Below are 26,407 nucleotides of genomic sequence, written 5' to 3' on the forward strand. Positions count from 1 at the left end.
CATGGAAGAGAAGAACCGTTCCGAAAGCTACCGACGCCGGCGACGGTCGAGCCTGCTCGACCGCGAGATCATGGTGCCCGCCCTGATCGAGAGCCTCACCAAGCTCGATCCGCGCTGGCAGGCCCGCAACCCCGTCATGTTCGTCGTCGAGGTCGGCTCGGTCATCACCACCATCATCTTCATCGCCGGGCTGTTGCGCGGCGCCTCCGACTCGCTGTTCGTCGGCCAGATCACGCTCTGGCTGTGGTTCACGTTGATCTTCGCCAACTTCGCCGAGGCGCTCGCGGAGGGCCGCGGCAAAGCGCAGGCGGCCACGCTGCGGCGCGCTCGCACCGACACCATCGCGCGCCGCCTGGTCGGCGGCAAGGAGGAGCGCGTGCCATCCTCCCAGCTCCGCAAGGGCGATGCCGTCGTGATCGAGGCCGGCGACCTGATCCCGAGCGACGGCACAATCATCGAGGGCATTGCCTCGGTCGACGAGTCCGCGATCACCGGAGAGTCGGCCCCGGTCATCCGAGAGGCAGGCGGCGATCGCAGCGCCGTCACCGGTGGGACGAAAGTCCTGTCCGACCGGATCGTCGTCGAAGTCACGGCCAACCCTGGAGAGACCTTCCTCGACCGCATGATCCACCTGGTCGAAAGCGCGTCCCGGCGAAAGACCCCCAACGAGATCGCCCTCAACATCCTGCTGGCCGCGCTGACGATCATCTTCATGATCGCGGTGGTGACGCTCCAACCCTTCGCGATCCACGCAGGCACGTCCGTCACCATCGCGGTCCTGATCGCGCTGCTCGTATGCCTGATCCCGACCACGATTGGCGCCTTGCTGTCGGCGATCGGCATCGCGGGCATCGACCGTCTGCTCCAGCGGAATGTGATCGCACTCTCCGGCCGCGCCGTCGAGGCGGCGGGCGACGTCGACACGCTGCTCCTCGACAAGACCGGCACGATCACCTACGGCAACCGGCAGGCGACCGAGTTCGTTCCGGCGCCGGGGATCACGATGGATCGCCTCGTACGGGCCGCGGAGCTGGCGAGCCTCTCGGACGAGACGCCGGAAGGCCGCTCGATCGTCAGCCTGGCCCGCCGCTTCGGTGCCGATGGAAAGCAAACCCCCGACATGACCTTCATCGCGTTCTCGGCGAACACGCGTATGAGCGGCGTCGACTTTGACGGCCGTAGCATCCGCAAGGGTGCCGTCGACGCGATCTCCACCTGGTGCGGCTGCCCGACGCCCAAGCAGCTCCCCGAGGCCGTCCAGGAGCGGGTCGACACCATCGCCCGCTCGGGTGGGACGCCGCTGATGGTCGCCGAAAACAACATGGTGATGGGCACGATCCACCTCAAGGACATCGTCAAGCCGGGGATCGCGGAACGCTTTGCCGAGCTTCGCAAGATGGGGCTGCGCACCGTCATGGTGACGGGTGACAACCGCCTGACGGCAGCCACGATCGCGAAAGAAGCGGGGGTCGACGACTTCCTTGCCGAGGCGATTCCCGAGCGCAAGCTGGAGCTGATCCGCAAGGAGCAGGCTGGCGGTCGCATGGTCGCGATGACCGGCGACGGCACCAACGACGCGCCCGCGCTGGCCCAGGCCGACGTGGCCGTGGCGATGCAGTCCGGCACACAGGCCGCCAAGGAAGCGGGCAACCTGATCGACCTCGATAGCGATCCCACCAAGCTGATCGAGATCGTCGAGGCCGGAAAACAGATGCTGATCACCCGCGGCGCGCTCACCACCTTCAGCATTGCCAATGACGTGGCCAAGTACTTCGCCATCATCCCCGCCATGTTCTTCGTCGCCCTGCCGGAGCTCGGCGCCCTGAATGTCATGCGTTTGACGAACCCGAGCAGCGCGGTGCTGTCGGCCGTCATCTTCAACGCGCTGATCATTGTGGCGTTGATTCCACTCGCCCTTCGCGGCGTGCGCTACCGGCCGATCGGCGCCGCGGCGTTGCTGCGACGGAACCTCCTGCTCTGGGGCGTCGGCGGCATCATCGCCCCCTTCGTCGGCATCAAGTTGATCGACATCATCATCACCACGGTGCATCTCGCATGACCGGTTCCGAATCGATCGTTCGCTCGCTCCCGTCCGAGCTGCTGCGGGCGGCTCGCCTCACGCTGGTGGTCGCGGTCGTCACCGGATTGATCTATCCGTTCGTCATCACGGGCGTCGCCCAGCTCGTCTTTCACGACCAGGCCAACGGCAGCCTGATCGTCAAGAACGGCCAGCTGGTCGGCTCGAAATTGATCGGGCAGAACTTCACCGACCCGAAATACTTCTTTGGCCGGCCGTCGGCCACCGCCAACATCAGCGATGCGACCAAGTCGGACCCATACAACACGCAGAACTCGGCCGGCAGCAACCTGGCCCCATCGAACAAGGTGCTCATCGATCGGGTCAGCAAGGCCGTCGGCCAGATCCGCAAGGAGAATGATCTCCCCACCGGCTCCCTGGTCCCGGTCGACCTCGTCACCACCGATTTCAGCGGCTTCGACCCTGACATCACCGAGGCCGGCGCGCTCACCCAGGTCAACCACGTCGCGACTGCACGCAACCTTGACGCGGCAAAGGTGCGCGCGCTGGTCGAAAAGTACGTACAGGGTCGTTCGTTCGGGGTCTTCGGCGAGCCGCACGTCAACGTGCTCGCACTCAACATGGCCCTCGACAACGGCGAAGCCGGTTAAATCACGACCTAACATGGCTCTATGGAGGAGCCGCCGGTTGACGTTGCTCCGAACGCGGCGACGCTTGTGCCCGCAGCGCGGACGCGCGGCCGTCTCAAGGTCTACCTGGGCGCGACGCCCGGGGCCGGCAAAACGTTCGCCATGCTCAAGGAGGGCCGGGAGCGAAGGCAGCGTGGCGAGGATGTCGTCATCGCCTACGTCGAGACCTATGGTCGTGTCCGCACCGAGGAGCTTCTCGCCGGTTTCGAGCTGATCCCGCGCAAAAAGATCGCCTATCGCGGAACCGTGCTCGAGGAGATGGACCTCGACGCGGTGCTCCTGCGGCGTCCAAAGATCGCCCTGGTCGATGAGCTCGCCCATAGCAATGCGCCCGGCTCCGCCAACGAGAAGCGGTGGCAGGATGTGGAGCAGCTGCGTGACGCCGGCATCGACGTCATCTCCACGCTGAACGTCCAGCACGTCGAAAGCGTCAACGACGTGGTCGAGAAGATCACCGGAATCGTGCAGCGGGAGACATTGCCCGACCGCGTACTCGATCTGGCAGACGAGATCCAGTTCATCGACATTTCGCCCGAGGCGCTCCGTAAACGGATGCGGCACGGCAACATCTACAAGCCGGACAAGGTGGAAACGGCGCTAGCGAACTTTTTCAGGCCGGGCAACCTCGCCGCGCTGAGGGAGATCGCCTTGCGGCTGGTCGCCCAGTCGATGGCCACCTCGCGAGGCGTCCTGGCGCCGGACGAGGACGTGCTGGTGGCCATCGCCGGTTCCGCCGGCTCCGAGCCTCTGATCCGGCGCGCGGTCCGTGTGGCACGCCGCCTCGGCGGGCTCTGCATGGTTGTAACGGTGGGCTCGGCAGGGCGCGTCAACATGGAACGCTATCAGCGCCTCGCGGCCCAGCTCGGTTGTTCCTTCGTCTCGCTGGGTGGACCGGACGTCGCGAAGGGGATCATCGAGGCCGCCCAGCTAGCCAACGTCCGTCACCTCTTCATGGGTCAGTCCCGCCGGCGCGGCTTCTGGTATCGGTGGGGCAAGACCCTGGCCGATCAGATTATCGATTCGCTCCCCGACATCGACCTGCACGTGATCGCACCTGAGCACGAGGCGCCGCCACCCGACGCCGAGCAGCAGCGCACCTCGCTCCAGGCCCTGCTTCGGGCGGAGCAACGCGTCGGCCGCCGGGGTGCGGACGTCCGAGTCTATCTCGCTTATGCGGATGGCTCCGGCACGACCACGGCCATGCTCGACGAGGCACGCCGGCGCCGCTCGCGGGGCACCGACGTCGTCGTCGCCGCCATCAACCCCCGCGTCGCGGCGGCGGACCTGGCCAGCCTCGAAATGCTTGGCGGACCGGACGCCCCCGCTGCGCACGACCGCCTCGACGTCGAGGCGCTGCTGAGCCGCAATCCTGAGGTGGCGGTCATCGATGAGCTCAACGGCCTCGATACGGAAGGACGCCTTCGGGCCGAGTCGCTGTCCAGGCTGGTCGAAGCCGGCATCACGGTGCTGGGCACGCTCCACTTGCTCGACCTGGCCAGCGTGCGCGAGAGCTACGCGCCGCTCCTCAAGGAACGCGCTCCAGGGTCGGCGCTCGCGGACGACGTCTTGACGAGAATCGACGAGCTGGAGATCGTTGACGTCACGCCGGCCGTCTTGCTCGAACGCCTTCGCCGCGGTGAAATCATGAGCCCGGCGGAGGCGGCGCGCGCGCTGCAGGCCGAGTTCCGCCCACAGATCCTGTCGGCGCTGCGCGAGATGGCGTTCCGTCTGATCGCCGACCACACCGACCGGCGTCTCGTCGCGTACATGCACGAGCGGAAGATCGAAGCGCCGTGGGAGGCGCGCCCGCGCCTGGTCGCCTGCGTCCCACCTCGTCCGGGGATGGACGCGCGCATCCGGCGGATGGCGACCTTTGCCGCACGCGTGGCTGCGCAACTCACCGTGGTCAGCGTTCGTCCGCCGAACCTTTCGGAGGAGGAGCGTCGCTGGCTCGGCGAGTACGCGGCCCTCGTCCATCGCGAGGGCGGTGAGTTCGTGAGTCTCTACGGACGAAATGTGGCGGCGACGCTCGCGGACTACTTGCGCAAGACGCTGAACACCGAGGTCGTCCTTGGACGCCGCACTCGCCGCTGGCGGCCGTGGGATACGACCTCTGCCCTGATCCGGCAGCTCGAGGATGTCGACGTGCATATCCTCCGGCGGGAGGAACCTCCTCCCGCGGCAAAACCGGCTACGGCTCCGGGAGCGTAAAGCGGAACGTTGTCTCGCCCGGCTGGCCGTCTTCGAGCGCGATGTTGCCGGCATGGGCCTCCACCAGCCCGCGAGTGATCGCCAACCCCAGCCCGGTGCCGTCGCCGGTGCTGGACGGACCTTTCACGAAACGGTTGAACAGCCGTTCGCGCATCGCGGCCGGCACGCCGGGACCGCGATCGATCACCCGGATCGTGATTTGACCGGGGGCTTCCTGGGCGACCTGGACCGCGATCGGCGTGCCGGCCGGCGCGAAACGATTCGCATTATCGAGCAGGTTGTCGAAAATTTGTCCAAGGCTGTCCCAGTCCGCGAGCACGCTGACGCCGGCCTGCTTTGGGTCCCATTCCACCGTCCGATCGGGTGCCGCTCGTTTGAGCCGCTCCGCTGCCGCGGCCACCGCATCACCGACCTGGACTGGCTCCAGCGTCAGGTGTAGGGCGCCGCTTTCGATCCGCGCGAGGCTGAGCATGTCGGCCAGCAGCCGGTTCAATCGCCGGGCTTCCGCAGCGATCCCCTCGATGCGATAGCGGACCGAGGTGTTCATCTCCTGGGTCCGCAGCATGTTCGTACTGTCGGTCAGGATGGTGCCGATCGGGGTCCGCAGCTCGTGCGATATGGTGGCGAGCAAGTCACGGAGCTCCTGCTCCGCCTGCTGCAGGAGCTGAACCTGCTGCTCCGTGCGCGCCAGGCGAACGGCGGCCTGGGCAGCGGCCGCCTGGTCCCGGTTGAGGCGAACGAGCTCCGCGTTCGCGTTGCGCAGCTCCGAGGCAAGTGCCTGGGCCCGGATCTGCGCCTGCCGCCGCCGCCCGGCGAGGAAGCCGACCACGCCGGCGGTGCCGAAGAAGATGGCGAGGTTAACGAGATCCTGCTCATCGGCGATCGTCAGAGTCCGCACCGGGGGAACGAAGAAATAGTCGACCAGCAGGAAGCTGACCGCCGCCGCCAGCAGGGCCGGCCAGAGCCCGCGAAGGACAGCGATCACGGCGACCACCGCCATGTAGATGAAGACGTATTCCCGCTGCGACGAGGTTGTCCGGAGCTGGAGCAGGACCGCGGTCAGTGCCACGGGGGCGACGACGGCGGCCAGCGCGACGGCGATCTCTTCCAGCTGGTCCCGCGTGAGCACGACCACAGTGTGGCGCAAGTGGCCAGCGGTTACAGTTAGCGGGCTATGGGGGAGGAATCCGGAGAGCGGCGAACCGGAGGGATCGTCCGGCGTGGCGTGCAGCGGGAGAACGAGGACCGCAAGCTGCTGGAGCGGCCCGAGGGCGCTCCGGAATTCCTCGAAAGTGACCCCTGGCGGGTGCTGCGGATCCAGGCCGAATTCGTTGCGGGCTTCGATGCGCTGGCCACGCTCGGTCCAGCCGTCACCTTCTTCGGTTCGGCGCGCGTCCGCCCGCCCGACCCGATGTATGATGCCGCCCGCGCACTGGCGGCTGAGCTCGCCCGCCGGGGCTTTGCCGTCATCACTGGAGGCGGCCCGGGCACCATGGAAGCCGCCAACAAGGGCGCTCGTGAAGGTGGCGGGCTGTCGGTTGGCCTGAACATCGAGCTGCCCTTCGAGCAGGGCCTCAACGAGTACGTCAACCTGGGGATCGAATTTCACTACTTCTTCGTGCGCAAGACGATGTTCGTCAAGTACGCGGAGGCCTTCGTCATCTTCCCGGGCGGCTTCGGCACGATGGATGAGCTGTTCGAGGCATTGACCTTGATTCAAACCGGAAAGATCGTGCACTTCCCGGTGATCATGTTCGGCTCCGACTACTGGGCCGGGCTGCAGCAGTGGATCCGCGATCGCGTCCTGGCAGAAGGCAAGATCTCGCGCGAGGATCTGGACCTCATGGTCGTCACCGACGACATCCAGCACGCCGCCGACATCGTGCAGCAGTTCTACCAGCGGAAGGTGCTCGAGGCCCAGCCACGAGCCGAACCGAAGAAGAGCGACGCTCAGTGACGGCCTCGATCGAGGTGACGTTTCTCCAGGACGGCGCACAGCCGGCCGACAAAGTCGCAGGAGAACTCGCCGACTTCATCGGCGCCGCGCAGCGCAGTCTCGACATCGCCATCTACGACCTGAACGTGACGGGTGGCCCGGCGGACCAGGTGCGCACCGCTATCAAGGCCGCCGCCGGCCGCAACGTGGCGGTCCGGCTGCTCTATAACGTCGATTTCCCCAACCCGATCCCGGTGCCGCCGCCCTCGCAGTCCGACACGGCCTTCATCGCCAGCCTCGGTGTGCCGACAAAGCCTGTCTCAGGGGTTCCCGACCTGATGCACCACAAATACATCGTGCGCGATGGCGCGACCGATGCGGCAACGGTCTGGACCGGCTCGATGAACTGGACGAACGATTCCTGGACGCGAGAGGAGAACGTGATCCTCAAGATCCCGTCCGCGGCATTGGCGGCCGAGTACGCGAAGAACTTCGGCGAGCTCTGGGAAACGGTTCGGGTCGAAGGAAGCGGGAAGTACGATCTCGCCGGCGTCCCCGTTACCTACCAGGACAGTCCCGTCAAGGCACACGTCTTCTTTGCGCCAGGCCGCGGACGCCAGATGGCACACGTGATCGCCGACCGAATTGCACATGCTCGGCGCCGCATCCGCGTTTGCTCGCCGGTCATCACCGCCGGGGTGGTGCTGGGGACGCTGGGCGACCTAACGCACACCGCGCATCCCGAGTTCAAGGGCGTCTACGACCGCACGCAGATGGCCGAAGTGCTCGGCCAGTGGCGCGTCGACCCGCACGCGGGCTGGAAGGGGCCGGCCTTCCAGGCGGTGAGCACCGCGCTGCCGTTCGCATCTAAGGTCACCACGCCCTACACGCCGACCAGCGTCCATGACTTCATGCACGCCAAGATCACCGTGGTCGACAACACGGTCTTCACCGGCAGCTACAACCTGTCGCACGCCGGCGAGGACAACGCGGAAAATCTACTGGCGCTCGATAGCGCGCCACTGGCGGACCGCTTCGTCGAATTCGTGGACGCGGTCTTTGCGCGTTACGCGCAGACCCCGGCCGCTGCGCCACAATAGGGGTCATGCGGCGGCGTCATCGCGCAGCCCTGGCCGTCGGGTCGCTGCTGTCGTTGGCCGCCCTCCTGGCACCGCTCAGCCAGCTTCCCCAAGAGCGCCTCAGCCTCCACATGCTCGAGGAAATGCTCGTGCTGGCTGTGGTCATCCCGCTGCTCGCCTACGGGGTCAGCCCGCTTCTGGCGGGGCGGGCCGCGTCCCGGATCCACCCGGTCGCCGGCATCGTGGCCCTCAACGTGGTGCTCTTCGGATCACAGCTACCCGCCGTCGTCGACCTCGCCAGCAAAGATCCGGGCTTTCGCGAGGCGATGCAGGCGGGCTTCATGATGGGGGCCTTCCTTTTTTGGTGGCCCGTCGTGCGGCGCGACGGGCTGAGCCCGATGGCCAAAATCGGATATCTGATGGTGGCCGGCGTGCCGCCAACGATCCCTGGCATCACGCTGGCGCTCTCCCACCACCTCTTCTATCAGGCCTATCGTTCGATCGATGACCAGCAGCTAGCCGGCCTGCTGTTGTTTGGCACCGCGAAGTTTGCGCTGGTCGCCGGGACCTTCGTCGTCCTCTGGCGGATCCTCACGCCACAGCCCGAGCCACCGGATCGCGACGACCGGCCATCGCCTGCCGGCGATCTTCCGCCCTCGGCACCGGCCTGGTTGTGGCGGCTCGAGGAAGAACTGCCGGCGGAGGCAGGCCGTCCGCGCCGCCCGGTTCCCGCCGGGCGCTAACGCGCGGTCCTCAATCTAATTCTCACGCAACCGTTACAACGGCCTCAGCGGTAGTTCCGGTAGTCGCTCGTTGTACGCGACGCCATGATTCAGCCGTCCGCCCCCGTCCCAAATCCTTATGCTTCCGCTCCCACGCCGGTGGGTAGTGGGAAAGCGATCTGGTCGCTGTGCCTTGGACTGTTTGGCTTGCTGGCCTGGCTTCTGCCGATCATCGGCTTGCCGACGACCATCACCGGTTTGGTGCTCGGCATCAAGAGCGTCAACGGGCCGCGGAAGGGCATGGCCACCGCAGGGATCGTCCTCTGCATCATCGGCCTGGTGCTCTCCACCGGCAACGCGGCCCTCGGTGCCTACCTGGGCGCCACCGGCCAGCTGCATTATTTTCAGTAAGGCATCAGATCAGCGGCCAGGGGTAGGCCCAGCGCGAGGTGGGCTCGGGGTACCGTCCCTCCTCGGCGAAGCGGCGCGCGCGCTGGGTCAGCGCACGCATCTCCGCGGGCGAGATCAGTTGCTCGAGGGTGCGAACCCAGCCGTCGCCGGCGGCTAGCTCACCCGCGAGCTTGCGGGCATCATGACGGAGGTTTTCGGCCACCTCTTCGCCCGCGAATTCCCAGATTACGGTCCGCAGCTTGGGGAGCGCATGAAAGGTGAGGCCGTTATCGACGCCCCAGATGTGGCCGTCGCCTTCGAGCAGGCAGTGGCCGCTTTTCCGATCCGCGTTGTTGACGATCACGTCGAAGGCAGCGAGCCTGCGGAAATCGCTGGATCGCGCCGGCATGAGTGAGAAATAATGCTCGCGCAGGTCGGCGACGATGAACTGTTGGAGGGAGCCGGGGCCGAGGGGACCGTCGTCACGATAGACCGTAAAGGGTACGACCTGCCAGTTGAGCGCGGCGCTGACCAGGTAGGCGGCTACCTCGCGCTTCCCGAGCGTTCCGTCCGGGAAATCGTCAAGCGGCGTCTCGCCCGGTGCCGGCTTGTAGATCGCGAGCGTTTCGGCGCCCGCCTCCCCCCGAACGTGTGCCAGGTAAGTGTAATTGGAGCAGTCCGGCATCAGCGCCCGCGCCCTGATCTGGCCCTCGCGCAGCAAGCGCTGCTGCGCCTCGCCATCCGGCAACCGCGCGGCGCGCGCCATGATCAATGATGTCCGTTGAGCCGCGGACAAATGCCGCCGTCGTGGTCGATGGGGCCACCGCACATGGGGCAGGGCGGGCGGCCGGCGCTGATGATGACGGCGGCATGGGCGGCAAGGGCCTGCATCTGGGCGAGGCTCGCCTGGAAATGACCGGTGGCCGGCTCATCCCCTTCATCCACCAGCTCGACCAGCGAGACTTCGAACGCCTTCTCGTCCTGGCTGTAAGTGAGCGTCATAAAGCCGACTCGCCACCGGGGAGTGACCGGCTGCTCGAGCGCCATGTCGGGCAGACGGCCGGCGGGCGGCACTGGCACGCGCGAGAAGACTTCCTGCAGCCGCTCGGTGAGCGCGCGCAACTGGTCCTTCTCGAGCGCCAGGCTCACCAGTTGGGCACCGGCGCGAAGCTGGAGGTAGAACTCGCGCTTGCCGGGCTCACCGACCGCCCCGGCCGTCACGCGCGCGACCTCTTGGTAGTCAAAGCTTTCCGACGCCATCACGTTTTATTCTCGCAGTGGGGTGCCCTTGAGGTTGTTCGGGCGATCGCGAATCCGCCTGCCAGATCTCGTCACGGTCTTGGTCGCGCACCAGCCTGGCGGCACGCTTGAGGCCGAATTCATCGGCGAAGGCAGCCTGCCGCCGGACTCGCGTGGCTATGCAGACATGGATACACTCGTGGGCGCCGTCGAGCGCGCCGTTCTCGACCTCTACCGGTCCTCTCCCACGGAAACGCCGGTGCCGATGGGATTCCAGTACGCCTGGTATCCATGGGGCGAGGATAAGAAAGCTCTGAAGATGCCGGACGGGCCGAGGGAATTCCTCGTATTCGAGATTCGGCAGTCGACCGGCGGCTACGAAGTGTGGCTGCCCACGGAACCAACGATCTCGACGGCGAGTCCGCGCCTCGCCGATCTGCCGTCATTGATCGCCGACAAGACCGTTGAGCTGTGGCCGACATTGGTCGGGCGAGCGATCCCGGGGATGCTTCATTGGAACCGGGAACTGACCGCCGTTGGTTTCCGCGATCTTCCGATCCCCGGGACTTGATAGGTAGCCCCTGAGCCCAGTTGGCAAGAAAATGCGGGCCGCTGGGGAAGCGGCCCGCTAAAGAGGGGGAGGGAGCGATGTTGCACCGATATCTGTACCCAATCCGTGGGCGGCATAACGCCAGCAGGCATCGGGTGAAGACCTGAATGCGCCAGGGCATCAACTGATCGCAAATCCCGGCCGGAAACGGCCTCGAGCCGGTGCCTAAAATGAGCTGTGAGACCCTCGTTGGACCCACGGTGGTGGCACCGAAACCTCACCACCTTCCAGAAGGTCGTGGTGGCGAACAGCGTGATCATCGCCGCCGGTGCCGTGAGTGGTCCGCTGATCACCCTGAATTTCTCGGGACGCTCGCGGCTGCCCTTCCTGCTGGGTCTGCTCGCGATCGGCCTCGCCGCGATCCTGGTGGCCAATTTCCTGATCCTGCGACTGGCGTTCAAGCCGATTCGGGAGTTGGAGTCCACCATGAGTGCCGTGCAGCCGGGGCTCGAGGAGCCGCGCGTCCACGCCAACTTCTCCGACCCCGACCTGCGGCGGATCGCGAACGTCTTCAACTCCATGCTCGATCGCCTCGAGCACGAACGCCACCTCAGCGCGCAACGCGTCCTGCAAGCACAGGAGCGAGAGCGGCAGCGGGTTGCGCGCGAGCTGCACGACCAGACCGGCCAGGCCTTGACCCACGAGATCATCAGTCTCGACCTGTTGCTGGAACGCACCGGCGACGCCAAGGCCCGCCAGCAGCTCGAAGCCGTTAAGCGGACCCTGGAGGAAACGCTGGAGGAAGTGCACCGCATGTCCCAGGACCTGCGACCGTCGGTGCTGGACGATCTCGGCTTGGTGCCGGCGTTGCGCACCCTGGCGAAGCAGCCCTCCGGCTCGGAGGTTTCACTTCATGTCGATGGGCTGCGCGACCGCCTGCCGCCGCCCATCGAGACGGCGCTCTACCGGATTGCGCAGGAAGCCCTGACCAACGCGAACAAGTACGCGAAGGCGTCGCACGTCAACATCGACCTGGGTTCCTTCGACGGCCACATTCGGCTCCGCGTCCGCGACGACGGCGTCGGTTTCGATCCGCAAAGCATCCCCGAGCGAGAAGAGCCCGGTCGCGCGGGGCTGGGCATCTTCGGAATGCGGGAACGCGCCACGCTGCTGCGCGGCACGTTGGAAATCCACTCGGCGCCGCAGAAGGGCACGGAGGTCGTCGCCCAACTACCACTGGAGAATCGCCATGCAGGTTGAACGCCGGCCGATCCGCGTGATGCTCGTCGAGGACCACAACCTGGTTCGCGCCGGGATCCGCGCCGTGATCGACGGTCAGAGTGACATTCAGGTGATCGCGGAGGCCACCGAGGGGCGCGAGGCGATCCGGCTGGCGCGGGCCAACTGCCCCGACGTGGCAGTTGTCGATGTGGCCATGCCGGGCATGTCGGGGATCGAGGTGACGCGTGACATTCGGCGCCTCTGCCCGCAGACGCAGGTACTGATCCTGACCGCGCACGATAACGAGGAATATTTTTTTCAGACGCTCAAGGCAGGTGCGGTGGGTTACGTGCTCAAAAAGGCTGCCGCCTCAGATCTGATCGCCGCCATCGAGGCGGCCAGCAAGGGGGAGCCGTATCTCTATCCATCGGTGGCACGGCTGCTCGTTTCCGATTATCTGCAGCGCGCGCCGGACCGGGAGACTTTCGAGCCGCTCAGCGATCGCGAGCGCGAAGTGCTACGGCTGGTGGCGGAAGGCAAGACGAACCGGCAGATCGCGGACGGTCTCTTCCTCAGCATCAAAACGGTGCAGACGCATCGCGATCACATCATGAAAAAGCTGCACATGCACGACCGCACCGAGCTGGTCAAGTACGCCATCCGAAAGGGCCTGATCGAGGCCGATAGCTAGGCGATTCGGCCGCTGGGCGGCTCGACATCGAGGTCACGGATGGCGGCGATCGCTCCGACGCGCCCGCGCCGAGCAATCAGGCTGTACACCACCGGCACGACGACCAGGGTGAAGACGGTGGAGGTGATCAGGCCGCCAACGACCACGACGGCCAGCGACTGAGAAATCAGTCCACCACCGCCGCTGGTGCTCAGGCCGACGGCCACCGGGAGCAAGGCGACCACCGTGGCGACCGCGGTCATCAGGATCGGCCGCAGGCGGGTGGCCCCCGCAAGCAGCAAGGCGTCGTGCGTCGGCTGTGTTTCTCGGGCGCGCTCGGCGAAGTCGATCAAGAGGATGGCGTTGCTGACAACGATGCCGAAGACCATCAGCACCCCGAGCAGCGCGGGTAAGCCGAGCGCGCTGCGCGTGACGAGGAGGGCCGCGATGCCCCCGATCAGGGCCAGCGGCATGCTCACCAGAATCACGAACGGCGTGACGACCGACCTGAAGAAGATGACCAGGATGATGAAGACGATGGCGACGGCGATGCCTATCGCCTCGAACATCGACTGGAACGACTGGTTGATCTCTTCGCTCGTCCCTCCGGTGTCGAGCTTGACCCCGGCCGGAAGCGGCACCAGCTGAACCAATGCCGTCGCCCGCTGCGAGATGCCGCTCGTGTCGGTGCCGTTGATGACGGCGCTGACCGCGACCAGCCGCGTCCCATCACGCCGGTTGATCGAGTCCGGCGCCGTCTGGTTCGTGATGGTGGCGACATCCTTAAGGGCCGTTCCTGGTCCGACCGGCAGGCCGCCCAGACGATCGATGGTCACCGCCGCGGGATCCATCCGGAGGCTCACCGGCGGCCCGTTCCCGCCGAGGTTGCCTAGCGGCACGGCCGACAGAGCCTGTGAGACGAGCTGCGCGACCAGTCGCGGGCTGAGCCCGTGGGCCGACGCCTTCGCCGGATCGACGTCGACGGTGAGCTGTGGCTTGACCGCCGACAGGTCAGACTGGATGTTGCTCACCTCGGAGTCCTGCTGCAACTTGGCCAGGATCAGGTCGGACGCCTGGCGGAGGGCCTGGTCGTCCTGCCCGCTCGCTCGTGCCTCGAAGCGGTTCGAGCTCGGGCCGAACGACGCGATCGCCAGTTGCGCGTTGCCAATCCCATAAAGCGTGTCGAGCGTCTGCTGCAGTCGGTTGACGACTGCGCCCGACTGGCGCTTATCCTTGGTCAGCAGCAGCAGCCGCGCGTGGTTCGTCGAGAAGCCGGCGGAATAGCCGCCGTAGTCGCTACTGGCGACGGTGACCTGCACGAGCTTCACACCGGGGTCGGCCATGGCCGCCTGCTCGAACGACTTCATCTGTTCGACAGTCTGCTCGCTGGTCGTTCCAGGCGGCAGAGCAACCGTGCCCTGCAGCTGGTCGGTGCTGCCGAAGTCGAAAAAGTTCTTGGCCACGAGCGGCGAGGCGACCACGCCAACGGCCAGTGCAAAGAGCAGGGTCGCGGCGACCACCACGACGGTCTTCGTCAACCGGGAGGAGAGCGCCCACCCCAGCAGTGGCTCGTAGACCCGGTGGGACCAGTCCCGCCGGCCTGGCGCGAGCGCCGCCCGCCGCTGCAGCAAGAAGCTCACCAGCACCGGGATCAGCGTCAGAGCGACGAGCAGGGAGGCCAGCAGAGAGATCGTGACCGTAATCGAGAAGGGCAAGAAGAATTTGCTGATGATTCCGCCGACGAGGGCGATGGGAAGGAAGACGGCGACGGTGGTCAGCGTGCTCGAGATGACCGCCTTGGAGACCTCGCTCGCGCCGTTCAACGCCGCCAATCGAGGCGGCTCGCCCTTCTGCAGATGGCGATAGCTGTTCTCGAGAACGACGATGGCATCGTCGATGATCCGTCCGACGGCAATCGTCAGGCCCGCCAGCGTCAGGATATTGAGCGAGAAGCCGCCCACAGCCGTCCCGAGCAGCGCCACCAGAACGCTGGTCGGCAGTGAAACAGCCGTCACAAGCGTCGCCCGGATGCTGCGCAGGAAGAAGAAGATGGCGAGGATCGCGAAAAGCGCGCCCAGCAATCCCTCGAGCAGGAGATCGTTGAGGGATGCGCGGATCCCGGTCGCGGTGTCCTCGATCAGCGACAGCCGGTCGCTCGGGTCGAGGTGCAGGGCTGCCACCCGCGAATGGACGTCGTTCGACAGACTGATCGCATTCCCGTTCGGGTCGCGAATCACCTGGATGCTGAGGGAGGGCAGTCCATCCGTCCGCGTAATGCCATTCACCGGCGCCGGCCCCTCCTGCACGGAGGCGACCGCTCCCAGTGTCACGATCGACGGGGAGGCGGATCTGGCGCTCGGCGCAGCCGTGCCCACGGGGAGCGCTCGAAGATCGGCCGCGGTGTGCACCGTACTAACAACCTCGACAGGCAGCACGCGGCTGCCGCCCAGCGACTCGCCCGCCGGCACGTCGACCTGCGCGGCCTCCAAGGCCTGGGCCACCTGGAACGGTGCGAGTCCGTTGGCGGCGAGCTTCACCTGGTCGAGCGTGATGGCGATCGCGTTCTGCTCGCCTCCCACCACCTTCACCTGTGCGGCGCCCTGCGCCCCCTGAAGGGCGGGCGCAATCACTGTTTGTGCCTCGTGCGTCGCTCGGCTCAGGTTGCCATCGGCCGCTGCCAGCGAGTAGATGATGCTGGGAGCCGCGCTAAAGGAGAACGTTTGCACCAGCGGCTTGCCCACTCCGGCCGGGAGCTGCACCTGGCTCAGCCGCTGATTGACCGCATCGAGGTCGTCCTTGGTGTTCGAATCCACGTTGAACTGCACTACGACCTCGGAGAAACCCTGGCTCGACGATGCGAAGACGTGCTGCGCCTGCGGCAACCCGTTCAGCGCACCGGAGAGCGGAACACTGATATCTCGGTCGATCACCGCCGGATTTGCACCCGGGTCGCTGGTCACGATGAAGACGCTGGGGAAATCGACCGAGGGGAGGAGCTCCTGGTTGAGCCGGAAAATGCTGAAGATCCCGGCTCCCATGAAGAGGACCGCGAAGAGGATGACAACCGGCCGGTTGCCCAGGCACCAGGCGATGATGCGTCTCAAGCGCTCCTCCTCTTCGGGACTACGGTCGAGCCACCAAGTCTAGATCAGCACGCCCCGCCGTTTCTTGTGGAGCGGTATACCTATTTTTCCTCAAACCTGGCGCTGCGTGAAATTCACCATCAGGTGCAGGTCGAGGAACCGGCCGATATCGTCGACTTCCATCTCGATGCCGGCACGGACGGTCGGACCAATCGGTCCGAAGGGTTCGACGGTGACCTGGCCGCCTCGAAGGCCGGACTTGCGCAGGCTCCAGGCCGCCACGGCCCGGCCGTTGACGACGACCGCGGGGTGAAGCCATCCGCCACCGCGCTGCAGGCGACGCTGCAGGGGTCGGGGCACCGCGAGATCGCGTCGCCGATAGGCGAGCAGGTAAGTGTCGAACGCCGGCAGCAGCCGGATGTCGGTCTTGTGCGGCCTTTCCTCAAGCTTCAAACGCTCTTTGAGCAGGAGGCCGGGCTGTCCCTGCAGCGTGACCTCGACAAGACTTGCGCTGGCTCCATTGACGGCGGATCGCGCGTCGTCGATGGGTAGGCCCGACCAGGTGCTCAGGTCCTCGACCGTCGCCGGCCCGCAGGCCGCGACGTAGCGGCGCGCTAGCTCGGACAAGGCGGCCTCCCGGGAGGGCAACCGGTCCTGAGCGACCCAATCGTCGAGCAGCACATAGGTTGACTCGCCGTCGTCGCGATCGGGGCCGAGGCAAACGATGCCCTCAAGGGCGGCGAGCCCGATCAGATGGATCGGCGCCTGGGTCTTCGGATCGAGCGAGACCTGCCGGCTCCGTAGGTGAGCGGCCAGTTCGTATCGCGTGAGCGGGCCGGAACCCGTCAGGATCTTTCGGATCGCCGCGATACCCCTGCCTTTCAGGTCGTCGTCGAGGCCCAGCTGCGCGTGGCGGGTGCGGCGGGCTCGGGCAAAGATCGGACCCAGCAGGTGAAGCAGCCAGCGAACATCCTTCGCCGCGACGACGTGCAACGTGCCGCGCATCAGCCAGGTGCGGACGATCGAGCGGTCGCTGTCGAGGGCGCGCACCACCTTGCCCGCATCGAGCCCCGCGCTTCGAGCCCGCATGCCGAGCGTCGTCGCGCTCCAGTGCTGCGCCTGCAGGCCGACCACGTCGTGGAGGATCGTGGCCGGCGTCGCCCTTGTGGTTGCGCTATGAGTTAGCCGCTGAGCCGTAGCCCGCAGCCACAGCACGCGGCTGTCGGAGAGGACGTTAGCCGCCGGCGGGTCCTGCCTCGAGGCCGGGCTCCGTCATGCGCGAGGGATCCAGCAGGCGGTCCAGCTCCTCTGGTCCCAGCTTCGTTTGCTCGCGCGCCACCTGGCGAATCGTCTTGCCCGTCGCAAGCGCCTCTTTGGCGATCTTCGCCGCGGCGTCGTACCCGATCGCCGGCGCAAGCGCGGTTGCGAGCATCAGCCCTTGCTCGACCATCTGCGGACCCCGCTCGGTGGCCTTGATGCCTACGATGCATTGCCGGGCCAGGTTCTGGGCGGAGGCGGAGAGCAGGGCGATCGATTCGAGGAGTGAGAAGGCCGCTACCGGGATCATGAGGTTGAGCTCGAAGATGCTTCCTGACTGCGCCGCGACCTCGATCGTCTGATCGTTGCCCAAGACCTTTGCCACCACCATCGTCATCGACTCGATGATCACTGGATTGACCTTGCCCGGCATGATCGAGCTGCCTGGCTGCACTTCCGGCAGGGTGATCTCGCCCAGTCCGGCGCGCGGGCCCGAGGCGAACCACCGAATATCGTTGCCGATCTTCCAGAGGCTGACGGCGACGGTGCGAAGGGCACCCGCGGTCGACAACACCGCGTCCAACGTGGCCTGCGCCTGGAAATGGTTGTCGGTCTCTCGCACCAAGAAGCCGGTACGCCGGGTCAGATGCGACAGGACTCGCTGCGCGAACTCGGGGTGGGCATTGATGCCGGTGCCAACCGCGGTGCCGCCGAGCGGCATCTCGGCCAGCTCCTCCGCGGCGAGGCTGACCCGTTTGACCGATCGCTCGACCTGGCCGGTATAGCCACGAAACTCCTGGCCGAGGCGAATGGGAGTCGCGTCCTGAAGATGCGTCCGTCCGGTTTTGATCACCGGAGTGAACGCCTTGGCCTTCTGGTCGAGCGCATCCTTCAGGTAGGTGAGCGCCGGCACGAGCTCTTCGTGGATCGCGACCAGCGCCGCCAGGTGCATCGCCGAGGGGATGACGTCGTTACTCGACTGGCACTTGTTGACATGGTCGTTGGGGTGGACCGGCTGACGCGAGCCGAGCGGTTGACCGAGGATCTCGTTCGCCCGGTTGGCGATCACTTCGTTGGCGTTGGTGTTCGTCGACGTTCCGGAGCCGGTCTGGAAGACGTCCACGACGAAGTCCTTGTCGAACTTGCCTTCCTCGACTTCCTCGGCAGCCCGTTGGATCGGGTTGGCGATACGAGTCTCGAGCAACCCCAGCTCGGCGTTGACAAGCGCGGCCGCGCCCTTGATCTGAGCCAGCGCGCGGATGAAGCGGCGCGGGAGCCGCAGGTTGCTGATCGGGAAGTTCTGCTGGGCGCGCTCCGTGCTCGCCCCGTAATAGGCACCGGAGGGGACCTTCACCTCGCCCATAGAGTCGCGTTCGATTCGAGTTCCCTCCTCAGCCATCGACGTCATCCTAGCAACCGTTTGCCCGCGATCCTTCGCCTCATCGGAGCCTGAGCAATCGCGTAATCTGTAGGCCGTGCAGCCCCGCATCGTCTCGATCCAGCTCTGTCCTGGTCACCGGGAACCGATGAAGCCGGTGGCCACTGCGAACGTGATCGAGGGCCAGGGGCTCGAGGGCGACAAGCACGCGGGCGGCGCTCCCGACCGCCAGGTGCTCCTCGCGGATAAGGAGGCGCTGGACGCGGTCAACGTTCAACCGGGCACGATCAAAGAGAACCTGACCGTCGAAGGGCTCAATGTCATGGAGCTTCCGCCGGGCAGCCGGCTGCACCTCGGGGCGAGCGCGGTGCTGGAGATCACAAAAATTTGCGAGCCCTGTTTCCGAATGGACGAGATTCGCGACGGCTTACGCCAGGAGCTCGTAGGCCGGCGGGGCATGGTTTCGCGCGTGGTCCGGGGCGGGTCGATCCACGTCGGCGATCCAATCACAGTCGAAGAAGCACAGCCGATCGCTTCCTAGTGATCCGCGCGGTCGACCTGCACGTTCATCTGCCGCTGAAGGAGTGGCTCGATGGCAGCATGGGCCCCTACCGTGAGGCGGCGGCACGCTACTTCCGGAGCGAGGTCCACGAGCGTAGCGTCGATGAGCTCGCTGTCGAGTATGCCCAGGAGGAAGTCTTCGGTATCCTGCTCGCCTGGGATGCAGAGACGGCCACCCACCGGCCGCCGCTTTCCAACGACCTCGTCAGCGGGATCGTCAAACGCCATCCCAAACGATTCGCCTTCTTCGCCTCGGTCGATCCCTGGAAGCCAAACGCCGTCGAGGAGCTGGTACGCGCCGTCAAAGAGCTGGGGGCGAAGGGTGCCAAGTTCCATCCCTCGATGCAGGACTTCTATCCGAGCGACGAGCGGCACTTCAAGCTCTGGGAGAAGGCTTCCGAGCTGAAGATTCCGTGCCTCTTTCACACCGGCACCAGCGGCATCGGCGCGGGCCAGCCGGGCGGCCAGGGCATCAAGCTCGACCCGGCCAGGCCGATCCACCTGGACACGGTGGCGGCCCGATTCCCGGAGCTTCCCATCATCGCCGCCCATTTCGGCTGGCCCTGGCACCTGGAGCTGATCGCCATGGCGCTGCACAAGACCAACGTCTACATCGAGCTCTCCGGCTGGTCGCCGCGCTACTACCCCGATGAGTTGGTGCGCGAGATCGGAGGCCGCTTGCAGGATCGGACCCTGTTCGGCAGCGATTACCCCTTCATCAAGCCGGCGCGCGTCCTCGAAGAGCTGGACGCCCTCTCACTCAAGCCCGAGGCCAAGGTGAAGATCCTGCGCGAGAATGCCGCGCGCCTGCTAAAGCTGGAACTCCGCTAAAACCCCGTTGTACTGGTACGGTGGACGCTCTTCCGCTCGCCTCCGACCCCATGGGATTATTTGGGGTCCTGATCTTCATCGTCGTCATCCTGCTGGTTTTTGCCGTCTCCATCGCCACCACGTTGGGGCCGATCGCTCTGGTCATCGCCGCGATCGTCAAATCGTTCAGGAATTCGGCTCCAACCGGTTCGCCCGGGTTCGGGCCGCCGGGAACGAGCTTCACCGTGTCATCCGAGCGGCTGATCGCCGTGGACCCCGCGTCTCCAATGGCGCAGGCGTTCGGCGCGACGCTCCAGCAGGCCCTTGGCCAGCAGCTGGGGCAAAAACTGGGGCAAATGGTGGCGATGGCTGCGGCGCAGCATCCACTCGAGCTTCAACTGGCACCGATCGTCATGGCCGTTGAGGCGGCGCGGCGCCAGGGCAACGCGGCGCCGGTCCGGCCGTTCTTGACTGACCAGTTCGCCGCTCGATTTCCCTCCCAGGCAGGGCAGGGTGGCGTCCTTGGAGCCATCTCCCACATGGAACTCGCGAAAAAGGCCGGGGTGGCCACGGCAGACCATCTCCTCCTCCGGATCGATCGTGGCAGCATAGCCGTCCGCAGCGAATACTGGAGTTTCCAGCGGGACACGTCGGCGGTGCCCGATGGAACGCCGGTCGTATGTCCCAAATGTGGCGCGCCGACCGCCGAAGACCACGCGGGGACCTGTCGCTTCTGCGGCGCGACGTTCTCGACTGCCGCACCGACCCTGCCGCAACCGACCCGCTGGCTGCTCGACGATATCAGCAACGTTCCGCCGGCCGTTGCCGCCTAGCGCGGCAACGTTGCTTTCGCCTGACCCTCCCAGCAGCTAACGCCCTCCTCGCCGACCACCGCGCCATGTGGCGTCCCGGCCGGCAAGTCCAGGCGGTCTCCGGGCTTCATGACAATCGCCGGCTTCCCCGCGGGCGTGAAGGTGATAGAGCCATTTTCAACGTAGAGGATCTTTCGGTAGGGATGATTGTGAACGGCATACTGGGCCCCCGGCCCGTTGCTCCACCGGTAACAGTGGTCCGCCTCCGCCCTGAGCTTCTGTTCCACGCTGTCGCCCATCACTGCATAATGCACGTGGATGCCACGCGGCTACGCGCGATACGTGCTCGGCGTCATGGTCGGCATCAATTTCCTCAATTACCTCGACCGCTATATCCTGCCGGCGGTCGCAACCAGGATCCAGGCCGAGTTCCACCTCACCGATAGTCAGGTTGGCCTGCTGGGCAGCGCCTTCCTCCTCGTCTACGCGGTCGCCACGATTCCCTTTGGTATCTGGGCCGACCGGGGCGTGCGTAAGACGGTGGTCGGCATCGGCGTCACGATCTGGAGCCTGGCCACGCTCTTCACCGGCCTGGCCCGCAGCTATCTTCAGCTGTTTGTGGCTCGCGCGGTGTTGGGAATCGGGGAAGCGAGCTACTACCCGGCAGGCACCGCGTTGCTCGGGGACTACTTCAAGAAAGACGGACGAGCACGCGCCATGTCCGTCTGGGCGGCGGGAACCGCGGTTGGCATCGCCGTCGGTTTTGCCGGCGGCGGGATCGTCGCCAGCACGCTCGGTTGGCGAGCCGCGTTTTACATGACCGCCGTTCCGGGCCTGGTCTTCGCCGTCCTGGCCTTCGGGCTCCGCGAGCCGATGCGGGGCGCTGCCGAGCCGCGGGGCCCGCAGACCCAGAAGCCACCGCCGATCACCCTCACCACATTCGTCCGGCTCCTGCAGATCCCGACGTTACGCTCCACCATCGCGGCCGAGACCGCGCTCTTCTTCGTACTGGGGGGTGCCGCGTTCTGGCTCCCGACCTATCTGAGCCGACGCTTCGGCCTGGGAACCGCAAGCGCCGGGACGCTGGCGGGTGGCGTCCTCGTGCTCGGCCTGCTCGCCGGTTCGCTTCTCGGTGGGGTGATCGCCGACCGGCTGACGAAGGCGCGACAATCGGCCAGCAACCTGCCAGTCGGGATCGCGGGCTTCCTTGCCGGCGCCGTGTTCGTCGCCCTGGCGCTGCTGATGCCGAACCTGGCGCTGTTCATCCCGATGTTCCTCCTGGGTGCAGCGTGCCTCTACCTCTATAACGGCCCGTACACCGCGATCAAACAGAACGTCGTGCTACCGACCGTGCGAGCAAGCGCCGTGACGATCTCGCTTCTGATCGAACATCTTCTTGGAGATTCCTACGCACCTTTCGCCATTGGCAAGCTGTCCGACGCGCTTAACAGCCTGCAGCTGGCGCTGCTCATCCTGCTGCCGCCACTGCTGGTAATCGCGGCTGTCTTTGCCGCGATGGGCCTCCGACATGAAGACCTAGACGGTCGCGCGATGGAAACCCAGTGGGCAGCGAGCAGTGTCGGAGCCGAGCCATAGGGGTGGGTTGATGCCATCGAAGCTTGGCGCCCGCGCGCTACTCATGCCGAGCAGGACGGTCCTGGTTGAGGGCTCCAGGGCCGCGCTTAGGCAGCTAGCCGGATTGATCAGACCGAAGTCAGCAGTTACAGCTGCGCTAGATAGCCCGCCGTCCGACTCGCCACACGGCACCTGGCTGGCACTCGTGTCGATAGAGCCGGATGACAATTTCTTGTTGGTAACCACGAGAGGCGGTAGCGTGGTTTTCGCTGGAGATCAGCGCTCGCGCGACTTGTTAGCGCAGAACATCGAGGCGTTCGCCGGCGAACTATACGATCCCACCGGTCATATGCACATCGAATACTTTCCGGAACATTCGTATATAAGACGTGGATCCGCTCCACTAGTTATCGCACCGGGGGGCCGAATAACTACGAACGGTTCGTGAACTCAGCCGCGAACTCAGGCCTCGACCCCATCGAAGAGGTCGTTCTCAGTTAGACCTGGCGCAGCGCCAACAAGTGAGAAGACCTCCATGTCGCCCTGACCTTCGATGAACTTCTGTAGCGGCGCCCACTCCTGCGTCTGCGTCCGGTGATGAGCGAAGGCGCGTAGTTTCGCCTCTTCAAACCCCCGGATCGAGATACGAGTCGTTATGGGGGGCTGCGGCGGGAGCTGGAGCGATTCGACGGTCATCGTGGTGGCGGTCTGGAAGTAGAGCTTGCTCGGTGACCAGGATGAGAGGCCGAGCGCGAGCGCCTCGAGCTCGTAGGCCGAAGGATCGCCGCTCAGCGTGCACGCCTGCACCGTCATGCGGCTGACGACCTTGTGGTCGGGATGACCATAGGTGCCCTCAGGCCCGAAGGTGACGACAACCTGCGGCCGGTGGCTGCGCAGGCAACCCACGATGTCGCCCAGCAAGCGCTCCCGGACCGCCTCGACCTCCTCAACTTTTTCCAGGGCTCCATCCGGGTAGTCGAAGGTTTCCAGGAATGCGACGCCCAGTTCGCCCGCGGCGTCGCGGAGCTCGAGCTCCCGGACGTCCGTCAGCCGGCGGAGGTCGCCCGCCGCCCGGCCACTCCAGAGCCCAGCCCCGCCGCGTGTCATGGTGACGAGGCTCACAGTTGCCCCCTCGGCGCTGTAGCGTGCGATCGTCGACGCGCACCCGAAACACTCGTCGTCCGGGTGCGGCATCACGATCATCAAGCGCTGGCCGTCGCGGCTCATTCCGAGCCAGTGTAGGGTGGCGGCGGCCGCTGACCCGAATTGCCCAACCGATAATGAGCGGATGTCGCACAGCGCCCTGCTGATCCTTCACAACGGCTTGTTTCGCGCCGGGCTCCTGATCACCGCCTTCATCGCCGTGTGGGGCCTCTTCACGTTTTTCCGCAAGCAGACGCCCCCTGGCAGCTTCCGGGCGACCCTGGTGCTGACCGAGCTTCTCTTCATCGTCCAGGGACTGGTCGGGATCGGGATGTTCGCCGGGGGGTCCCGTCCCAGTGACCAACTTCACTGGCTCTACGGCCCGTTGCTGGTGATCGTGTTCCCGGTCGGAGCGAGTTATCTCTCGGGGCGGGAGAGCCGTCGCGAGGGGCTCGTCTATGGCCTCGCCGCGCTCTTCATGTTCGGCTTGGCGATCCGTGCCTACATGACCGGGCATGTCTGACAGTCGGGAGAAAACGAGAGAGGGGCCCTTTCGGACCCCTCTCGTTACCGCTTGTTAGCGGCTCTTACGGGTCGCCTTCTTGGCCTTCTTCGTGGCCTTCTTCCTGGTCGCCATGCGTCACCTCCTTATCGCGTGAGCGGCGAACCGCGCACCGCGTTGTGCGCATACCGGAGATAACGCTTAGTCCAAAACGATCTTGCAGATTCGAAATGCAGCCACGCTAAAAGAGGCGCAGTTGGTCGACGGCGGCCAGAGGTTTCGCGCGCAACCCGCGCCGTCGCAGGTGCATCGCGAGCTCTTCGTCGAAACCCAGCACGGTGTACGTCATGCTCGCTCCGACCTGCTCCGCGTAACAACACAGTTCTTCGAAGTCCGCGTGGTCGGAGAGCGGGAAGACGGCGTCGACATCGAGGCGATCCTTGAGGCTTCGGTCCATGGCCCAGCCGGTCAGCGCCGCCGTTTTGAATTCACCAAGCTGGTCGGCAAGGGTAGCGCGGCGGGCGGATGGCGGCATGATCACCACTGCGGGTCGAGGTCCGGGCTCGCCCAGCTGTTGATATGGCGGGAAGTCACAACCGAGCTCTCGATACACTTCCGTCACGCTGAATGACGACGGGTGAAGAGCGATCGCCAGGTCGGCAGCGGCGAGCGCGGATAGGATTTCCTGTCCTTTCCCCAGGGAGTAACCAAGCAGTACGGGTGTCGCCCCGCCGTCGAGGACCGTCTTACACCATGAAACCATCGCCGCTATCACCTCGCCTGCGTCGGGGAAGCGGTAGTGGGGCTTGCCAAAGGTGCTTTCCAGGACCAGCACGTCGGCCGGAACAGGCTTCGCCGCCGTGCTGGTGAAGCCGCTCCGCGTCTTGAGGTCGCCGGTATAGAGGATGCGGCCGAAGTCGGTATCCACCAGCGTCTGCGCGGAGCCGAGGACGTGCCCGGCTGGGTAGAACGTGACGGCGCAGTGGTCGAGCGCGACGGACTCGCCATAGGGGATCGCCTCGACGCTGCCGCGGAGGGGCCGCCGCCGTCGGTGGGTGACGAGCCGGCGGGTTGCGGGTGTGGCGTAGGCGAGGGGGTGGTCGGCGACGTGGTCACTGTGGGCGTGGCTGATGATCGCTCGCGGTCGCGGCTGCCTCGGGTCGAGCCAGAGATGTTGCTCGGGGAGGTAGACGCCGCTCTCCCACAGGATGGGGTGCGAAATCAAGGCGGGTCGCTACTCGGTGGCGGCGGCGCTGCGTTCGAAGAGTTCGTCGCGAAGCGCGCAGTAGGTGCAGAACCGCTGGCCCGGCGGTCCCGCGAAGACGCTGGTCCGGCCACAGTTCGGGCAGGTCTCTTTGGCTTCCGCGTCAGCAGTGGTCTCGGGAAGCTCGACCAGGGTAAGCACTTCGGCCGACTCGGCCTCGACCGGCTCAGCCACCGCCACCTCTTGGCTCACGGCCACCGCTTCGCTCGGTGTCGGCTCGGCCACCGCTGCCGGTGGCGTCTCTAGTGGTGGTGCTACTGCCGGGGCGGTCTCAGCCTCGTTGTGTTGCCCGAACAGCCGGGTCAGCCAGCGGAGCACTCGCGGCTACGGTAGAACATGCGCTCGCCGAAGTCAAATACGACCACTAGACGGCTAATCCGAGTTGGAGCGGCTCCGGCGGCGGCTCGGCCCGCCACGCCCGCCGATCACCCACGGCGTAGCGGCGTTTGAGGGCGCTGACCGCCCCGATCACGGGCGCCTTGACGGCGGCCGGCGCATACGCTCCGGGGAAGAGATCGCGGTAACGGGCAAGCAGATAGGGATACTCCCTCGCCAGGAACTCCATGAAGTGCTCCTTCGTCCCCGGCTTCAGATAGACGATGTTCGCCCAGACGAAGCAGGCGCCCGCTTCCGCCGCCGCCGCGACCGTCGCTTCCAGCTGGGCGAGCGAATCGGAAAGCCCCGGCAGCACCGGGGCCATGCCGACTCCGGCCTCGATGCCGGCGTCGACCAGTGCCTTGAGGACCTTGAGTCGCTTGTGCGGAGGAGGCGTCCCCGGCTCGGTCTTCGCCCAGACGGCCTCATCGACCGTGGGAACGCTGAAGCAGACGGTCGTCTTCGCCTGCCGGGAGAGGTCGACCAGGAGGTCGATGTCTCGGAACACCATCGTTCCCTTGGTGATCAGACCGACTGGCGTCTTGAAATCGCGGAAGGCCTCGAGGCACCGGCGCGTCAGGCGGTAGGAGCCTTCGATCGGCTGGTAGGGGTCGGTCGCCGTTCCGAAGGCTACCGTTTCGCGCTTCCAGCTGCGCCCGGACAGCTCGCGGCGGAGCAACTCGGGCAGGTTGACCTTGACGCCCACCCTCGCGCTGAACCCCGCCCCTGGGTCGCGGTCCGCCAGCTTCGCATGCGCCCGGGCAAAGCAGTAGACGCAACTGTGAAAGCAACCCTGGTACGGGTTCAGCGACCAGTTGAAGCCCATGTGCTGCACCCGGTTGATTGCCGACTTCGACGTGATCTCGAAGTACTCGGTTCGTGGCATTGGGGTACTCAATCAT

26 protein-coding genes are annotated in these 26,407 nt (G+C 65.9%); 15 read left to right on the forward strand and 11 right to left on the reverse strand.

Annotation, left to right across the window (positions count from 1 at the left end):
* Window position 1 precedes the first annotated feature (1 nt).
* The 3 genes from kdpB to VHK65_07225 are packed head-to-tail and all read left to right on the forward strand — an operon-like array spanning window position 2 to window position 4,938.
* Complete coding sequence (kdpB, locus tag VHK65_07215; protein HVS05940.1) at window positions 2-2,059, forward strand: potassium-transporting ATPase subunit KdpB; 2,058 nt, start codon at window positions 2-4, stop codon at window positions 2,057-2,059.
* Entirely contained in the window at window positions 2,056-2,688 is a 633-nt protein-coding gene (kdpC, locus tag VHK65_07220; GenBank protein HVS05941.1) for a potassium-transporting ATPase subunit KdpC, read from the forward strand. The genes kdpB and kdpC overlap by 4 nt, the downstream gene beginning before the upstream one ends.
* A 21-nt stretch (window positions 2,689-2,709) precedes the next feature.
* Window positions 2,710-4,938, forward strand: coding sequence for a hypothetical protein (locus VHK65_07225; GenBank protein ID HVS05942.1), 2,229 nt, complete (start codon window positions 2,710-2,712; stop codon window positions 4,936-4,938).
* Here the strand turns inward: VHK65_07225 and VHK65_07230 are convergent.
* Complete coding sequence (locus tag VHK65_07230) at window positions 4,919-6,085, reverse strand: ATP-binding protein (GenBank protein HVS05943.1); 1,167 nt, start codon at window positions 6,083-6,085, stop codon at window positions 4,919-4,921. The genes VHK65_07225 and VHK65_07230 overlap by 20 nt on opposite strands.
* Window positions 6,086-6,112: 27 nt before the next feature.
* Here VHK65_07230 and VHK65_07235 point away from each other — a divergent pair, with 27 nt between their 5' ends.
* From VHK65_07235 to VHK65_07250, 4 genes are all read left to right on the forward strand, one after another.
* A complete protein-coding gene (locus VHK65_07235; protein ID HVS05944.1) occupies window positions 6,113-6,895 on the forward strand; it encodes a TIGR00730 family Rossman fold protein in 783 nt (260 codons plus the stop codon).
* Window positions 6,892-7,974, forward strand: coding sequence for a phospholipase D-like domain-containing protein (locus tag VHK65_07240; GenBank protein HVS05945.1), 1,083 nt, complete (start codon window positions 6,892-6,894; stop codon window positions 7,972-7,974). Before VHK65_07235 ends, VHK65_07240 begins: the two co-directional genes overlap by 4 nt.
* Before the next feature lie 5 nt (window positions 7,975-7,979).
* Window positions 7,980-8,696, forward strand: a complete 717-nt coding sequence (locus tag VHK65_07245) for a cytochrome c oxidase assembly protein (protein ID HVS05946.1) — start codon at window positions 7,980-7,982, stop codon at window positions 8,694-8,696.
* 138 nt (window positions 8,697-8,834) lie between these two features.
* Window positions 8,835-9,086, forward strand: coding sequence for a hypothetical protein (locus tag VHK65_07250; GenBank protein ID HVS05947.1), 252 nt, complete (start codon window positions 8,835-8,837; stop codon window positions 9,084-9,086).
* Between the two features lie 4 nt (window positions 9,087-9,090).
* Here VHK65_07250 and VHK65_07255 read toward each other — a convergent pair whose 3' ends face one another.
* Window positions 9,091-9,831, reverse strand: a complete 741-nt coding sequence (locus tag VHK65_07255; protein HVS05948.1) for an SCO1664 family protein — start codon at window positions 9,829-9,831, stop codon at window positions 9,091-9,093.
* Between the two features lie 2 nt (window positions 9,832-9,833).
* Window positions 9,834-10,325, reverse strand: a complete 492-nt coding sequence (locus VHK65_07260) for a DUF3090 family protein (GenBank protein ID HVS05949.1) — start codon at window positions 10,323-10,325, stop codon at window positions 9,834-9,836.
* A gap of 166 nt (window positions 10,326-10,491) precedes the next feature.
* On the opposite strand from VHK65_07260, the gene VHK65_07265 reads away from it, so the two are divergent.
* From VHK65_07265 to VHK65_07275, 3 genes are all read left to right on the forward strand, one after another.
* Entirely contained in the window at window positions 10,492-10,875 is a 384-nt protein-coding gene (locus tag VHK65_07265; protein HVS05950.1) for a hypothetical protein, read from the forward strand.
* A 228-nt stretch (window positions 10,876-11,103) separates the two neighbouring features.
* Entirely contained in the window at window positions 11,104-12,114 is a 1,011-nt protein-coding gene (locus tag VHK65_07270) for a HAMP domain-containing sensor histidine kinase (protein ID HVS05951.1), read from the forward strand.
* Window positions 12,104-12,766: a response regulator transcription factor gene (locus VHK65_07275; GenBank protein HVS05952.1), complete on the forward strand. Its 663-nt coding sequence runs from the start codon at window positions 12,104-12,106 to the stop codon at window positions 12,764-12,766. Before VHK65_07270 ends, VHK65_07275 begins: the two co-directional genes overlap by 11 nt.
* On the opposite strand, the gene VHK65_07280 is transcribed toward VHK65_07275, so the two are convergent.
* The 3 genes from VHK65_07280 to VHK65_07290 all read right to left on the reverse strand — a co-directional run bounded on the left by VHK65_07280 (window position 12,763) and on the right by VHK65_07290 (window position 18,484).
* Window positions 12,763-15,849 carry an efflux RND transporter permease subunit gene (locus VHK65_07280; GenBank protein ID HVS05953.1) on the reverse strand — a complete coding sequence of 1,029 codons (3,087 nt, stop codon included), beginning with the start codon at window positions 15,847-15,849 and terminating at the stop codon, window positions 12,763-12,765. The genes VHK65_07275 and VHK65_07280 overlap by 4 nt on opposite strands.
* 90 nt (window positions 15,850-15,939) lie before the next feature.
* Complete coding sequence (locus tag VHK65_07285) at window positions 15,940-17,043, reverse strand: winged helix DNA-binding domain-containing protein (GenBank protein ID HVS05954.1); 1,104 nt, start codon at window positions 17,041-17,043, stop codon at window positions 15,940-15,942.
* A 19-nt stretch (window positions 17,044-17,062) separates the two neighbouring features.
* Entirely contained in the window at window positions 17,063-18,484 is a 1,422-nt protein-coding gene (locus VHK65_07290) for a class II fumarate hydratase (protein HVS05955.1), read from the reverse strand.
* A gap of 76 nt (window positions 18,485-18,560) precedes the next feature.
* Here VHK65_07290 and VHK65_07295 point away from each other — a divergent pair, with 76 nt between their 5' ends.
* Genes VHK65_07295 through VHK65_07305 form a run of 3 tightly spaced genes read left to right on the forward strand, consistent with a single transcriptional unit; the run spans window position 18,561 to window position 20,667 of the window.
* Entirely contained in the window at window positions 18,561-19,004 is a 444-nt protein-coding gene (locus tag VHK65_07295; GenBank protein ID HVS05956.1) for an MOSC domain-containing protein, read from the forward strand.
* Window positions 19,004-19,855, forward strand: coding sequence for an amidohydrolase family protein (locus VHK65_07300; protein ID HVS05957.1), 852 nt, complete (start codon window positions 19,004-19,006; stop codon window positions 19,853-19,855). Before VHK65_07295 ends, VHK65_07300 begins: the two co-directional genes overlap by 1 nt.
* Window positions 19,856-19,905: 50 nt before the next feature.
* Window positions 19,906-20,667 carry a hypothetical protein gene (locus VHK65_07305; GenBank protein HVS05958.1) on the forward strand — a complete coding sequence of 254 codons (762 nt, stop codon included), beginning with the start codon at window positions 19,906-19,908 and terminating at the stop codon, window positions 20,665-20,667.
* On the opposite strand, the gene VHK65_07310 is transcribed toward VHK65_07305, so the two are convergent.
* A complete protein-coding gene (locus tag VHK65_07310; GenBank protein HVS05959.1) occupies window positions 20,664-20,945 on the reverse strand; it encodes a cupin domain-containing protein in 282 nt (93 codons plus the stop codon). The two genes, VHK65_07305 and VHK65_07310, sit on opposite strands and share 4 nt — an antisense overlap.
* Before the next feature lie 19 nt (window positions 20,946-20,964).
* On the opposite strand from VHK65_07310, the gene VHK65_07315 reads away from it, so the two are divergent.
* Window positions 20,965-22,242, forward strand: a complete 1,278-nt coding sequence (locus VHK65_07315) for an MFS transporter (GenBank protein ID HVS05960.1) — start codon at window positions 20,965-20,967, stop codon at window positions 22,240-22,242.
* A 441-nt stretch (window positions 22,243-22,683) separates the two neighbouring features.
* On the opposite strand, the gene VHK65_07320 is transcribed toward VHK65_07315, so the two are convergent.
* On the reverse strand, window positions 22,684-23,448 hold the full coding sequence (locus VHK65_07320; protein ID HVS05961.1) for a PIG-L family deacetylase: 765 nt from the start codon (window positions 23,446-23,448) through the stop codon (window positions 22,684-22,686).
* Between the two features lie 61 nt (window positions 23,449-23,509).
* Here VHK65_07320 and VHK65_07325 point away from each other — a divergent pair, with 61 nt between their 5' ends.
* Window positions 23,510-23,887 (forward strand): hypothetical protein, encoded by a 378-nt coding sequence (locus VHK65_07325; GenBank protein ID HVS05962.1) that lies wholly within the window; start codon window positions 23,510-23,512, stop codon window positions 23,885-23,887.
* Window positions 23,888-24,107: 220 nt separating this feature from the next.
* Here the strand turns inward: VHK65_07325 and VHK65_07330 are convergent, their stop codons facing one another.
* The 3 genes from VHK65_07330 to VHK65_07340 are packed head-to-tail and all read right to left on the reverse strand — an operon-like array spanning window position 24,108 to window position 26,391.
* Complete coding sequence (locus VHK65_07330) at window positions 24,108-25,091, reverse strand: MBL fold metallo-hydrolase (GenBank protein ID HVS05963.1); 984 nt, start codon at window positions 25,089-25,091, stop codon at window positions 24,108-24,110.
* A 9-nt stretch (window positions 25,092-25,100) separates the two neighbouring features.
* Window positions 25,101-25,448 (reverse strand): hypothetical protein, encoded by a 348-nt coding sequence (locus tag VHK65_07335; GenBank protein ID HVS05964.1) that lies wholly within the window; start codon window positions 25,446-25,448, stop codon window positions 25,101-25,103.
* A 46-nt stretch (window positions 25,449-25,494) separates the two neighbouring features.
* Window positions 25,495-26,391, reverse strand: coding sequence for a radical SAM protein (locus VHK65_07340; GenBank protein HVS05965.1), 897 nt, complete (start codon window positions 26,389-26,391; stop codon window positions 25,495-25,497).
* Window positions 26,392-26,407: the final 16 nt, after the last annotated feature.

Source organism: Candidatus Dormiibacterota bacterium (genome assembly GCA_035544955.1).
In the GTDB taxonomy this organism is placed as follows: domain Bacteria; phylum Chloroflexota; class Dormibacteria; order CF-121; family CF-121; genus CF-13.